The sequence below is a fragment of the Streptomyces roseus genome, assembly GCF_001044425.1.
GTDB classification, from domain to species: domain Bacteria; phylum Actinomycetota; class Actinomycetes; order Streptomycetales; family Streptomycetaceae; genus Streptomyces; species Streptomyces roseus.
Genome location: NZ_LFML01000117.1, coordinates 1 through 12,391 on the forward strand (window position 1 = coordinate 1; position 12,391 = coordinate 12,391).

12 protein-coding genes are annotated in these 12,391 nt (G+C 73.9%); 5 read left to right on the top strand and 7 right to left on the bottom strand.

Features of this window, described 5'->3' with window-relative positions:
• Positions 1–1,480, top strand: a 1,480-nt coding sequence (locus ACS04_RS25935; RefSeq protein ID WP_342449542.1) for a D-alanyl-D-alanine carboxypeptidase family protein, incomplete at its 5' end; no start/stop codon positions are given.
• A gap of 116 nt (positions 1,481–1,596) precedes the next feature.
• On the opposite strand, the gene ACS04_RS25940 is transcribed toward ACS04_RS25935, so the two are convergent.
• The 3 genes from ACS04_RS25940 to ACS04_RS25950 all read right to left on the bottom strand — a co-directional run bounded on the left by ACS04_RS25940 (position 1,597) and on the right by ACS04_RS25950 (position 4,380).
• A complete protein-coding gene (locus ACS04_RS25940; protein ID WP_048479196.1) occupies positions 1,597–2,412 on the bottom strand; it encodes a M15 family metallopeptidase in 816 nt (271 codons plus the stop codon).
• 73 nt (positions 2,413–2,485) lie between these two features.
• Complete coding sequence (locus ACS04_RS25945) at positions 2,486–3,067, bottom strand: TetR/AcrR family transcriptional regulator (RefSeq protein ID WP_048479197.1); 582 nt, start codon at positions 3,065–3,067, stop codon at positions 2,486–2,488.
• Positions 3,068–3,123: 56 nt separating this feature from the next.
• Complete coding sequence (locus tag ACS04_RS25950; protein ID WP_048479198.1) at positions 3,124–4,380, bottom strand: MFS transporter; 1,257 nt, start codon at positions 4,378–4,380, stop codon at positions 3,124–3,126.
• 138 nt (positions 4,381–4,518) lie between these two features.
• Between ACS04_RS25950 and ACS04_RS25955 the strand changes: the two genes are divergently transcribed.
• Entirely contained in the window at positions 4,519–5,454 is a 936-nt protein-coding gene (locus ACS04_RS25955) for a LysR family transcriptional regulator (RefSeq protein ID WP_048479199.1), read from the top strand.
• A 23-nt stretch (positions 5,455–5,477) separates the two neighbouring features.
• On the opposite strand, the gene ACS04_RS36640 is transcribed toward ACS04_RS25955, so the two are convergent.
• Both ACS04_RS36640 and ACS04_RS25965 read right to left on the bottom strand, forming a co-directional pair.
• Entirely contained in the window at positions 5,478–5,897 is a 420-nt protein-coding gene (locus tag ACS04_RS36640; RefSeq protein WP_048479200.1) for a hypothetical protein, read from the bottom strand.
• 39 nt (positions 5,898–5,936) lie between these two features.
• Positions 5,937–7,208: an erythromycin esterase family protein gene (locus ACS04_RS25965; protein WP_048479201.1), complete on the bottom strand. Its 1,272-nt coding sequence runs from the start codon at positions 7,206–7,208 to the stop codon at positions 5,937–5,939.
• Between the two features lie 58 nt (positions 7,209–7,266).
• Here ACS04_RS25965 and ACS04_RS25970 point away from each other — a divergent pair, with 58 nt between their 5' ends.
• A complete protein-coding gene (locus tag ACS04_RS25970) occupies positions 7,267–8,070 on the top strand; it encodes a TioE family transcriptional regulator (protein WP_048479202.1) in 804 nt (267 codons plus the stop codon).
• A gap of 176 nt (positions 8,071–8,246) precedes the next feature.
• A complete protein-coding gene (locus ACS04_RS25975; RefSeq protein WP_048479203.1) occupies positions 8,247–8,591 on the top strand; it encodes an antibiotic biosynthesis monooxygenase family protein in 345 nt (114 codons plus the stop codon).
• Between the two features lie 49 nt (positions 8,592–8,640).
• On the opposite strand, the gene ACS04_RS25980 is transcribed toward ACS04_RS25975, so the two are convergent.
• Both ACS04_RS25980 and ACS04_RS25985 read right to left on the bottom strand, forming a co-directional pair.
• Entirely contained in the window at positions 8,641–9,708 is a 1,068-nt protein-coding gene (locus ACS04_RS25980) for a YncE family protein (protein ID WP_107438700.1), read from the bottom strand.
• A 73-nt stretch (positions 9,709–9,781) separates the two neighbouring features.
• On the bottom strand, positions 9,782–10,369 hold the full coding sequence (locus ACS04_RS25985; RefSeq protein ID WP_048479204.1) for an ankyrin repeat domain-containing protein: 588 nt from the start codon (positions 10,367–10,369) through the stop codon (positions 9,782–9,784).
• 822 nt (positions 10,370–11,191) lie between these two features.
• On the opposite strand from ACS04_RS25985, the gene ACS04_RS25995 reads away from it, so the two are divergent.
• A partial coding sequence (locus tag ACS04_RS25995) for a 4-hydroxybenzoate 3-monooxygenase (RefSeq protein WP_209441779.1) occupies positions 11,192–12,391 on the top strand: 1,200 nt, incomplete at its 3' end.

Sequence of the window (12,391 nt, forward strand, 5' to 3'; positions counted from 1 at the left end):
GCGGACCCCGCCCGCCCCCCCGGGCCGGACCTCCCTCCCCGCCCCGGCCGCACGTCCGGCCGACGCACCCCCGGCCCCCGCCCCGAAGCCGGCCGCACCCCCCGCCCCGGCCTCCCGCGCCGGGGCCGCCGTGCCGCCCGGTGTCGTCGAGCCCACCCGCGAGGTGCCGCTGCCGCCGCGGCCCCCGCTCGATCTGCTGGCCGAGCTCACCAACAACCCGCCCCCGCCCGAGACCCCGCGCCGCACCGCCGTGCGGCGCGTGAAGATCTGGACCCCGATACTCCTGCTCCTCGCCGGCGCGGCCATCGGCGGCCAGCTGCTGCGCCCCCTGCCCGCCCCCCGGATCGTCGCGGCCGAGCAGACGCACACCCTCGACGGGCAGTTCTCCGTACCGTGGCCCGCCAAGGGCCAGGGCGCCGTACGCGTCCCCGGCTCCGGCGACATCGGCGCCTTCGGCGAGCAGAAGCCCGTCCCCACCGCCAGTGTCGCCAAGGTGATGACCGCCTACGTCATCCTCAAGAACCACCCGCTGCGCAAGGGCGACCCCGGCCCCGCGGTGGAGATCGACGCGAAGGCCGTGACGGACGGCGCCTCGCAGCACGAGTCCCGCATCGAGGGCCTCGTCGCCGGTACGAAGTTCAGCCAGCAGGACCTGCTGAAGATGCTCATGATCCCGTCGGCCAACAACGTGGCCCGGCTGCTGGCGCGCTGGGACAGCGGTACCGACTCCGAGGCCGCCTTCGTCGAGAAGATGAACGCCGCCGCCAGGGAGCTCGGCATGACGAACACCACGTACACGGATGCCAGCGGCCTGGACGCCGGAACGGTCAGCACGGCCGCCGATCAGCTGAAGCTGGCCGAGGCCGTGATGAAGGAGGAGGCGTTCCGCGCGGTGGTGGCGCTGCCGAGCGCCGAGATCAAGGGGCTGTCCACCACGCTCATCAACAACAACGTCCTGCTCACGGCCAACGGTCTGAGCATCCGCGGCATCAAGACCGGGTCCAGCACCCCCGCGGGCGGCACGCTGATGTGGGCGGCGTACAAGTCGGTCGGCGACGAGACCCCGCTGATCCTCGGCACGCTCATGGACCAGCACGTGGACGGCCCGGACCTCAACGGCGAGAACAGCCTGAAGCTCGTCCTGGCCAACAGCAAGAAGATCATCGAGTCGGTGCGGCAGGCGCTCGACTCGGCGCCGGCCGTCCGCAAGGGCCAGACGGTCGGCCACGTGGACGACGGCCTCGGCGGCCGTACCCCGCTGGTGGCGACGAAGGACCTGAACGTGATCGGCGTACCGGGCCAGCAGCTGCGGCTCGCCCTGGACCCGGGCGCCTCCGGAACCCCGCACGCCGCGAAGGCGGGCACCGAACTCGGCGCCCTGACGGTCGGTACGGGGGAGGGCGCGAAGAGCGTCCCCGTGGCGCTCGGAACCAGCCTGGCCGAACCCTCCTTCACCACCCGGATCACCCGCCTGCGCTGACCGGCCACACCGGTGCCCGGTACGGACGGCACTCCGTACCGGGCTCCGGCGTACCCGCCTGCCTGCCCCGGGGCAGGGGCGTTCGGCGGACCGGAACTCAGCGGGCGACGGTCGTGTCAGTGCGCGGCGAGCGATCGCTGCGCCACCGGGAAGTCGAAGTACGTGTCGGGGTACGTCTCGGGCTTGTACGTGAAGTGCCACCACTCCTCGGGCAGGTTGACGAAGCCCTCGCCCGCCAGGGTGCCCTTCAGGAACTGCCGGTTCGCCCTCTGCACGCCCTCGATCCGCGGGTCGTCGGTGTGCGCGAGGGTGTCGAAGCAGTCGAACCCGGTCCCCATGTCCACGGAGTCGTCGGGCCGCCTCTCACCCTGCGGCGCGTAACAGGGGCGGACGGGCCGCGCCGGTCCGCCAGCGGCTCCGGTGGACGGGGATCCCAGCTCGACGATCGTCAGGTCCACCGTGCTGCCCCTGCTGTGGCCGGACTTCTCCGCGATGTAGCCGTCCGCGAACAGCCGGTCCTTGGCGACCCGCGGGTAGAACTCCGCCTTCATCCGCTCGTCGTCGAGGTCCTTCGCCCACCGCACGAAGTGGTCGACGGCCCGCTGCGGCCGATAGCAGTCGTACACCTTCAGCGAGTAGCCCCGCGGCAGCAGCTCCGCCTGCGCCCGGTGCAGCGCCTCGGCGGCCGGCCTGGTGAGGATGCACAGGGGCTCTCGGTAGCCGTCGATGCGCCGCCCGATGAAATTGACCTTCGTGGCGTAGCGCATGTCCTGGATGATCGAGGGATCGACGGAGGACAGCGCGACGAAATCCGCCGGGGCCTTCGATGCCGGCGCGGCGTGTGCGGCGGCGGTGGCGTGTGCCGCCGGGGTGAGGGAGCCCAGGGCCAATACCGCAGCGGCCGTGACGAGCGGGGGCGTTCGCTTCTTCATGGCAAAGCATCCGTTCCGGTTTCCGGTTTCCGGTTTTCCGCTTTCCGTTCTCCGCTTCGAGATCTGGATCGTCCTACGCGGGACCGCTGCCCAGTACGTTGTCCACGTAAGCCGCGAGCGAGGACCGCAGGCCTTCCGCCGTCGTCTTCTCCTCCTCGATCAGGTGGGTCACGAGGTCGGCGCGGATCGCGGCCAGCAGCGCGTGCGCGGTGAAATCCGCGTCCCGCACCTGCGGCACCTGCTCCAGCTCCGCGCGCAGCGTCGCGTGCCACCAGCCGTAGTGCCCGGCCCGGTAGGGGCTGCTGACCCCGGCGTCCTCGGCCGCCACCATCAGATGCCGGTTCTCGATCTTGAACCGCAGCGAGGCGTCGAGGAGCTTCAGCACCCGTTCCCGGGGCGAGGAACCGGCCTCGTCCCGTGCCTCCCGTACGGCCTCGTTCAGGGGTTCGAGGCGGGAGGCGATCACGGCGCCGATGAGCCCGGCGCGGTCGCCGAAGCGGCGGAAGAGGGTGCCCTTGCCCACGCCCGCGGCCGCCGCGATGTCGTCCATCGACACGCCGCGCGGGCTGCTGCTGGCCGCGAAAAGCGCATCGGCGGCAGCCAGGACCGCTTCTCGGTTGCGCTGGGCGTCCGCGCGCTCTGGGCGCTGGGCCACAGGTCCTCCTCGGTCTCGGGCCCCCGTCCGGGCCCCGGGAATCATATGCGGCCCTCTCATGCGGCCGGCGGTTCGACGGCGCTCGCGACAGCCGGGCGGCGCCGGTCCCGTGGCAGCAGCAGCGGGGTCGTCAGCAGCAGTACGCCGGCCAGGGCGATCGCCGCACGCGGGCCGAGCAGCGTACCCAGCACCCCCCACACGGCGGTCAGCAGCGCGGTCGAGGCCTTGGTGGTCACCGCCCAGGCGGACAGCGTACGGGCGACCCGGTCGGCCGCCGTGAGCCGCAGGCGACACGTGGCCTGGACGGGGTTGAAGACCCCGCAGCACAGGATCAGCCCGAACTCGACGCCCATCACCAGCACCAGCCCCCCGGTCCCCGGCCCCACGAACGCCAGGCCCACGGGCCACAGAGCACGCAGCGCCCCCGCCCCGACCAGCACCTCCCTCTGCCCGAACCGGGCCACCAGCGGTCCGGCGAGCCGCGAACCGAGCAGCCCGCCGATCGAGGGCAGGGCGAAGGCGAGGCCGTACTGCCACGGCGCGAACCCGAGCCGGCCGAGCATCAGGACGGCCAGCAGCGGCTGGACGGCCATCACCAGGCCGTTGAACAACGCGGTGTTGAAGAACAGCGGCCGCAGCACCGCGTCGGCGAGGACGTACCGCCAGCCGTCGAGCAGGTCCCCGGCCCGCATGCGCGCGCCGTCCCCCGGGCGCTGTGCGGGTCGCGGCTCGTGCCCGCCGATCGCGCGGATGCCCAGGGCGGAGAGCAGGTGGCTGACCGCGTCGGCCGCCACCGTCACCACCGGGCCCAGGAGCCCGATCGCGGCGCCGCCCAGCGGCGGACCGATGATCGTGGTCGTCCAGGCCGTGGACTCCAAGCGGGCGTTCGCGACGAGCAGGTCCCCGGCCGGCAGGAGCGATTTCAGGTACGCGCCGGAGGCCGCTCGGAAGGTGATGTCGGCCGCCGCGACGGCGACCGAGACCAGCAGGAGCTGAAGGAAGGTGAGCACGCCGAGCGCGTACGCGGCGGGGACCGTGAGCAGCGCAGCGCACCGTACGAGGTCCATCGCGATCAGCACCGGCCGTTTGCGGCGGAACTCCACCCACGGGCCGAGCGGCACCGCCACCGCCGCGCCCACCGCGGCCCCCACGGAGGCGAGCGCGGCCACCTCGGCCGGTCCGGCCTCCAGGACCCGGATGGCGATCAGCGGCAGCGCGCCGAAGGCGAGCCACGTACCGAGCGCGCTGGTCCCGTACGACCACCAGAGCCACCCGAACGCCCGCCCCAGCCGGTGCCCGCTCCCCGCGCCCATTGCCCACCGCCCCCTCGACCATTCCTCGGCACAACCGATCCGCGTAGGGAGCCATCAAAGCGAGCGGCGCGACCACCGATCAAACAACCAAGGAGCCGCCCTCCACAACCCACGGTTGTGCACCCTAGGATTCCCGGCATGGACCTCGACACCGTCCGGACCTTCGTCGCCGCCGCCGATACCGGCCGTTTCCAGGAGGCGGCGGCCGAGCTGGCGGTCACCCAGCAGGCCGTCTCCAAGCGCATCGCCGCCCTGGAACGCAGCCTCGGCGTAAGGCTGTTCACCCGCACACCGCGCGGCGCCGAGCTCACCATCGACGGGCAGGCGTTCCTGCCGCACGCCCGCGAACTGCTGCGCGTCGCCGAGCGCGCCACCGCCTCCGTGCGCACCGGCCGCCGCCCGCTGCGCGTCGACATCATCGCCTCGCGCGGTGCGGCGTCGGGCCTGATGCGCGCCTTCCACCAGGCACACCCGGACGTCGAGCTCGACGTGCTCATGCTGCTCGACATCGATACGGCCGTCGCCGCCATCCGCTCCGGCGAGATCGACGCCTCCTTCCGCGCGGTCGCCGCGCCGGGCCGGCCCCTCCCCGAGGACATCGAGTCCGTACGGGTCCTCGACGAGCCGCTCCAGCTCCTCACCGGCCCCGCGCACGCCCTCGCGGGCGCCCGGTCGGTGCCGCTCGCCGGGCTCGCCGGGCACCGGATCTGGATGCCCGGCATCGTCCCCGGTACCGAGTGGGCGGCCTACTACGAAGACCTCGTCGCCGAGTTCGGGCTCACCATCGAGGCGACCGGCCCCAACTTCGGTTCCGACGCGCTCCTCGACACCGTCGCCGACACCCCGGCCCTGGCCACCTTCATAGGCCAACACACCCGCCTCGTCTGGCCCGCCGGCCACGGCCTGCGCCGTATCCCGGTGACCGGCCCGACGCCCGTGTACCCGCACTCACTCCTGTGGCACCGCGACAACCCCCACCCGGCGCTGCCCACCCTGCGCGCCCACCTGGCGGCCACGACGGCCGCACCCGGAGCCGGGGGCACCTGGGCCCCGACGTGGGTGCGCCCGCGCTGAACCCCGCCGGTGACCGCGGCCGGTCATCGTCCGCCCTTGCGCGTACGCAGCAGCGCGACCGCACCGACCACGGCGACGGCGCCCAAGCCGAGCACGGTGAGCGCGGCACGCGGCCCGGACGCGTCGGACGTGTCGGACGCGTCGGATGAGTCCGGTGAACCGGGTGAGCCGAACGGGCGGCACGGGCCGGCGGACATCAGGGACCACTTCCCCTGCACGGACAGCGCGCTTCCGGCGCTCTGGAGGGACCCGGCCGACATCAGCGACATGGAGGACCCGATCGAACCGATGGACAGCGCGGAGCCGATCGATCCGATGGACAGCGCGCTGCCCACCGACCCGATGGACAGTACGGAGCCCACGGAGCCGATCGACAGGAAGGAATCCCTCGACCACAAGGAGAGCGGAGAACTTCCGGCCGTGCGGGAGGAGGAGTGCGTCATGGGCCCAGTCTGCCGGGTGAAGCCGCTGCGCACACCGCATCACACGGCGGCGGGGCCCTGCGGGAGGTCCTTGACGAACACGAGCCCGTCGCTGCCCGCCAGGTGGGCCGCGTCGAACGGGGCGTAGCCGAACCAGGAGGAGACGCGGGGCGCGGGCGGCGTGCCGTCGAGGGCGGTGGCGAGCCGCGCGGTGTCGAGGAGGCAGCTGTCCTCCGGGAGCGCGTACAGGAGCCCTTCGAGGGTGCCGGCGGGCGGGACGTCCACCCCGCGGTGCCGGATGGTGCCGAGGGCCGTGGCCAGGAAGGCGTACTCCTCGCCGAGCTCGGCGCTCACCAGCGCACCGGCGCTCCACCACTCCACCGGCCCCTGCCACATCCGCATCGAGCTCTTCTCCCGCTGGAGATGGGAGTTGTGGGCGTGGACGAGGACCGGGCCCCGGGCGGCCAGGGCGAGCAGGTTGCGGGCCATCATCAGGTCGCGCAGCATGCACAGCCGGGTCACACGGGCCGGTGAGGGGTCGGCCATCGCGTGGTGGTAGCGCAGCAGGCCGGTCGCGGTGCGCCCGTAGAGGCGCGCCCGGTCCAGACCCTCCCGTGACGTCCGGGTGATCAGGTACGGGGCCTGCGCGTCGAGCAGCGACACCAGATCGTCGGCGAGCAGCCGCAGCTCGCGGGCCTCGGCCGAACGCCCCGCGGACCGGGTCGGGTCCGTCATCGCGGCGGGTTCGGTCCACCGGTCGTCGGTGCCGAGCAGGCGGTCGAGCGTTTCCGCGGTGCAGGGGAGCAGGTCCGCGTCGACCCGTGCCGCCAGGTAGCCGTGGAGCGCGGTGAGGGCCTGCCGTGGGCTCGCCGCGTGGGTGATCTCCAGCGGGCCGTCGAAGCCGGCGAAGCGGACCCGCTCGGAGGCCGGCCGGCCCTCGTTGTGGGCGCGCATCCAGCGCACGAGCTCGCGGTTGGCGGCGAAGGCGCCCCAGCCGTGGCTGAAGCCGCGCTCCATGACCTCGTCGAGCGTGCCCGCGCCGGGGGCCGTGCCCGTACCCGAGCCCGTGCCCGTACCCGGGGCCGCGCCCGTGCCATCCGAGCCGACGTGGTCGTCCACCACCAGGCCCGCCATGCAGTCGGTTTCGAGGGTGATCGTCCTGTATCCCTCCTCCTCGACGAGCTGCCGGAAGAGATCGTTGCGCAGGTGGAGCAGGGCCTCCTCGCCGTGCGTGGGCTCGCCGAGGGCGAGCAGTCGGGGCCGGGCCGGGAGCAGTTGCCTGACGGCGGCAGCCCCGATGGAACGGACGCCGTCCGTGATGTCGATAGCCATGCCTTCAACGCTATCTTTGAACCTTCGGTGGAAACTTCTGCGCGATATCGTCGGCCCCATGGGGCGAAACCTTCAAAGCCTGCACGACGATGAAAGTCGCCGGGTCCTGCGAACCACGCAGAGCGGCGCACGGCTCAGGCCGGTGGATCTGGCGCGCGAGCACGGCCTGTCCACACAGGCGGTAAGGAACTACGAGGAGGCCGGCATCCTCCCGGCCGCCGCTCGCACGCCCCACGGGTACCGCACCTACACCCCGCTGCACGCGGCCGCCCTGCGCGCGTTCCTCGCCCTGGCGCCCGCGCACGGCCACCGGACGGCGACGGCGATCATGTGCTCCGTGAACCGGGGCGCGGTCGACGAGGCGTTCCACCTCATCGACGAGAGCCATGCCCGGCTCCTCGACGACCGGCGGACCCTCCAAGCCGTGGAGCGGGCCCTGCGGGACCTGGATCCCTCCGCCCCCGCCCCCGCCCCCGACACCGCCCCCGCCCCCGCCCCCGGACCGACCGCGGCGGGCGGCCCCGGCGGCGCGTTCATCGGACCCCTGGCGCGGGCGCTCGGAATCCGGCCCGCGACGCTGCGCACATGGGAGCGCGCCGGGCTGGTCCACCCGCGCCGCGACGCGCTGACGGGGTACCGCGTCTACGACGAGGCCGACGTCCGGAACGCCCGGCTCACGCACCAACTCAGGCGGGGCGGCTACCTGCTGGAGCAGATCGCCCCGCTCATCGCCCAGGTCCGGGAAGCGGGCGGTCTCGAGCCGCTGGAAGCCGCCCTGGCCGACTGGCGCGCCCGCCTGTCCGCCCGCGGCCGGGCCATGCTGACCGGCGCCGCGGAGCTTGAGGCGTACCTCGGCGGCTGACCGGGTGGCCGACCTGTAGCCGACCGACGACCGGCAGGCGGCTCCCCCCGGCGTGCTGCACATCTTTCTCAATTGCACACAAATCGCATTAAGGCCGCCAGGTAGACGACACCGGATCGAATGAAGCTCCTCCCGCCCCGCGCGGGGGAGCTGCGGGGCGGGGGAGCGATGAGCGCATGAACGTCACCGCAAACATCGACAGCAGCCGCCCCGTCGCGACGCTGATCAACGTGTTCACCGTTGCGCCCGAGCGCCAGCAGGAACTGGTCGACCTGCTCACGCAGGCCACCGAGACGACCATGAAGCACCAGCCGGGCTTCATCTGCGCCAACTTCCACGCCAGCCGGGACGGGCAGCGCGTCATCAACTACGCGCAGTGGGAGAGCGAGGAGCACTACTGGGCCATGCGGGCCGACCCCGGGGCCCGGGTCCACATGGAGCAGGCCGCCACCATCGCCACCGACGTCCAGCCGCGCCTGTTCACCGTGGTCTCCCACCACCCCCGGCCCTCGTCCGCGTAGCCGAAACGCGTCGGGGCACCGTGCCGATGGCGTGGACCAGGTGGCGGTCCTACAGCACCACGATCCCCAGGGGCCGGTCGCCCGCCGGGAGGCGGCGCGTCGTACCGCTCGGCAGGTCGACGACGGTGATCCCGTCCCAGTGGCCGTCCCGGGTGAAGCCGCCGGTGACGTACGCGGTGCGGCCGTCCGCCGTGACCGCGACGTCCTCGTGCGGCCCGTCCAGCGGGACCGTGCGCTCCGCGCCGCCGGGGGAGCGGACCGTCAGCGAGGCCGTGTCCCGGTCCTCGGCCGCGCCGACCACCAGCAGCGTGCCGTCGGGCGCGAGCGCGGCCCCGTGCTGGTGGATGTCCGCGGTCATCGGCTCGACGGCGACCCGCCCCGTGCCGGGGTCCAGCACCGCCGGCTTCTCGCCCTCGAACGGCAGCAACAGCCGTCCGTCGGAAGGCCGCACCACCGCGTAGTGCGGCTTCAGCCAGGAGCCCGGGCCCCGCTCCCCGTACGGCGCGACCACCATCCGCCGCGCGGCGAGGGTGTCGGCGCGCACCGCCGTCACGTCGTACGAGTCGTGCCCGGTCGCGTACACCTCGCCGCCGTCCGCCGCGACGTCCACGTCGAAGGGGCGGCGTCCGACGGGCACGGTGGCGGTCACCTCCCGGGTCGCCGTGTCGACGACCTCAACCACGCCCGGTCCGCCGGGCACGTTGACCCCCACGTACAGCCGCCGCCCGTCCGGCGCGAGCGCGATGCCCATCCCACCGCCCCGGTACTCGCCGGTGGTCACGGGCCCTGTGCGGGTGCGGTACGGGATGCGGCCCAGGCCGGTGCGGGTGGCGGTGTCCACCACCGCGACCCCCTCGGCCGTCGCGACCCAGGCCCGCCCGTCCGCGCCGAGCGCCAGCCCGTACGGGGCGGTCCCCACCTCGACCGAGCCGACCGGGCCGCGCGCGGGGTCCACGAAGGTCACGGTCGAACCGCCGAAGTCGGCGACCAGGAGCGTGCCGTGCGCCGTGGCACGGCCGCGACGCCCGTCGCCCCGGCGGGGGTGCCCGTACGGCTGCCGGTGCCGCCAGTGGCAGCCGTACGGGTACTCCCGCCGGCGTCCCCGACCGCCGCGCACCCGGCCAGCAGGGCCGCCCCGGCCAGGGCCAGCGCCGCCCGGCGCGTCCCGGGCAGGAGCGCCCGCCACGCCGTCACCGCAGCAGCTCCGCGATCTCGGCGTACCCGCGCCGCTCCGCGTGCGCGAGGGCCGTCACCCCGTCGCCGTCGGCCAGTTCCCGGTCCGCCCCGGCCGCGAGCAGCAGCCGTACGATCTCGCGGTGGGCCGGCCCGCCGTCGCCGAGGATCACCGCCTCCAGCAGGGCGGTCCAGCCGAGCCGGTTGACGTGGTCGACCTCGATGTCCGTGACCGCCAGCACCTCCCGTACGTACGCGACGTGCCCGCGCTCGCTCGCCGGGATGTGCGACACGCCGCCGAACCGGTTGGTGCGCCGCAGGTCCGGCCCCGCCGGGAGCAGGGCGCGCAGCATCTCCACGCTGCCCGTCACGCCGGTGACCAGCCAGGCGCTGTCCTGGCGGGCGTCCTGCGCGTCGACGTCGGCGCCCGCCGCCACGAGCACCCGGGCCGCCTCCACGTGGTCGGCGAGGGAGGCGAGCAGCAGCGGCGTGCGCAGCTCCTCGTCGCGCACCTCGACGTTCGCACCTCCGTCGACCGCCTCCCGTACGGCAACGGCGTCCCCGGCCCGCGCGGCGTCCAGCAGCTCCCGATCGACGGCCTTCATCCCGTACCCCTCATCCGCTCCACGGCCTCTCGGCCACCGTCCTGTCCTGCCCCCGATCCTCCCCCGCGCCCCCATGCCGCCCCGCCCCCGGCCGGTTCCCGCTCGTCATCCGATCGGCTGATGCACAAGAACCCGGGACGGGTACGCTGCCGCCTGCCCTCCGGCCCCCGCGCAGCGCAGGCGGGAGCCGACACCGTTCCGCAGCGGCCGGACCGCGGGGCCGCGACGCCCGCGGGATCGGGCCCGGCCCCCACGCAGGCGCCGGACGGCATGCCGGGAACGCCGAGGACGCCGACCGCCGAGGATGCCGCGAGGCGTTTCCGCGGGGCGCGATGAGCAGTTCCCCGCCTCCCCTCTCGCGAGGACCTGCGCGAACACGGTTGCCAGGGAGCGGAGTTACCTCGGTGAGCCGTACTCGCCGGGCTTCCGCCCGCCGGTGCTCTGCCGTCACGTCGGGCGGGTGTTCCAGGCTGCCGTGCCGCTGGCCGCATCCCAGGTGGTCGAGTGCGCACGGGAGGCGGAGCGGCTGAGCGCATGTGTGAGCCCCGACGCCTGGCAGCCCGTCGCGCAGGGCTTCGCCAGGGAGTGTCCGGACTTTTCCTGATGCTGCGGGATCTACCCGTGCGGGGCCCGTGGTGGGGGTGTGCGCCGGGCGTGAGGGCGTTTCCTCGCGCCCGGCGCACACCACCGGCCGGCCCGGGGCGGCGCCCTCGGGCCCTTGAATCACGGGGTTGCGGCGTCAAGGGTGATTGTCACTCTATTCCCGCCTAGGGATGGCTTGCGTAGGTTCATCGATCTTCGCGTGCTTATGCTTCACGCGCTATGACGGAAAGTCAGAACTCCCGCGCCTCAGGGGAATCAGCCGACGTGATCGTCCTCGGTGCCGGTCCGGCCGGGCTCGTTCTCGCGAACCTGCTGCACGCAGCCGGGATCGACTGCGTCCTCCTCGAACGTGCCTCCCGCACCCACGTCCAGACCCGGCCCCGCGCCGGGTTCCTCGCGCCGAACACGGGGCGGATCCTGGACCGCCACGGCCTCGCCGGGGGACTGCACCGCCACGGCAGCCGGCACGGCACCTGCGAGTTCCGTACGCGGGACGGCCGGTTCCGGCTCGACTACGGCGCCCTCGGGCAGGGCGGCCAAGGCGGTCAAAGCGGCCAAAGCGGCCAGGGCGGGCAGCACCACGTCTACCCGCAGCAGAACCTGGTCACCGACCTCCTGACCCACTACCTCGACCACGGCGGCCGCGTCCGCTTCGACACCGAGGCCCTCGCGGTGGGCGACGCCGACGGCGCCGCGCCGTACGTCACGACTCGCGAACCCGACGGCCGGCCCACCCGCTGGACCGGCCGCTACGTCGCCGGCTGCGACGGGCGGCACGGCGCGGCCCGCCGCTCCCTGCCGCCGGACGCCGTCCGCCACCACCACGATCACGGAGTGACCTGGCTCGGCCTGCTCGCCCAGGCCCCGCCGAGCCTCGACGCCGTGGGCTACGCCGTCCACGACCGGGGCTTCGCCGGCCACATGGCCCGTACCCCGGAGGTCACCCGCTACTACCTCCAGTGGCAGCGCGGCGTCCCGGCCGAGGCCTGGTCCGAGCAGCGGATCTGGGACGAACTGGACCTGCGGATGCGCGCCGCGGAGCACGGCCCGCTGCACCGGGGCCCCCTCCTGGAACGCGGGATCTTCGACCTGACCTGCGACGTGGTCGAACCGCTGCGCCACGGGTCGCTCTTCCTGGCCGGCGACGCGGCCAGCCTGCTCGCCCCGGCCGCCGCGAAGGGCGCCAACCTGGCCGTACTGGAGGCCGAGATCCTGGCGGGAGCCCTGACCGACGCCCTGACCCGGGGCGATACCGCGGGACTCGACGGGTACTCGGACCAGTGCCTGGCGCACATCTGGCGGGCGCAGGAATTCACCGGGTGGATGACCCGGCTGCTGCACGTGGCCCCCGACGGGGAGCAGGGCACCGAACCGTCCTTCCACGCCGCCCTGCGCCGCTCCCGTCTCGCCTCGCTGCGT

Bases quoted from the DNA above. Each gene is read 5' to 3' on its own strand.
- ACS04_RS25970 (WP_048479202.1), top strand. From the start codon at position 7,267: ATGGGGCGAAACCTTCAAAGCCTGCACGACGATGAAAGTCGCCGGGTC.
- ACS04_RS25975 (WP_048479203.1), top strand. From the start codon at position 8,247: ATGAACGTCACCGCAAACATCGACAGCAGCCGCCCCGTCGCGACGCTG.
- ACS04_RS25985 (WP_048479204.1), bottom strand. From the start codon at position 10,369: ATGAAGGCCGTCGATCGGGAGCTGCTGGACGCCGCGCGGGCCGGGGAC.
- ACS04_RS25955 (WP_048479199.1), top strand. From the start codon at position 4,519: ATGGACCTCGACACCGTCCGGACCTTCGTCGCCGCCGCCGATACCGGC.
- ACS04_RS25965 (WP_048479201.1), bottom strand. From the start codon at position 7,208: ATGGCTATCGACATCACGGACGGCGTCCGTTCCATCGGGGCTGCCGCC.
- ACS04_RS25940 (WP_048479196.1), bottom strand. From the start codon at position 2,412: ATGAAGAAGCGAACGCCCCCGCTCGTCACGGCCGCTGCGGTATTGGCC.
- ACS04_RS25950 (WP_048479198.1), bottom strand. From the start codon at position 4,380: ATGGGCGCGGGGAGCGGGCACCGGCTGGGGCGGGCGTTCGGGTGGCTC.
- ACS04_RS36640 (WP_048479200.1), bottom strand. From the start codon at position 5,897: ATGACGCACTCCTCCTCCCGCACGGCCGGAAGTTCTCCGCTCTCCTTG.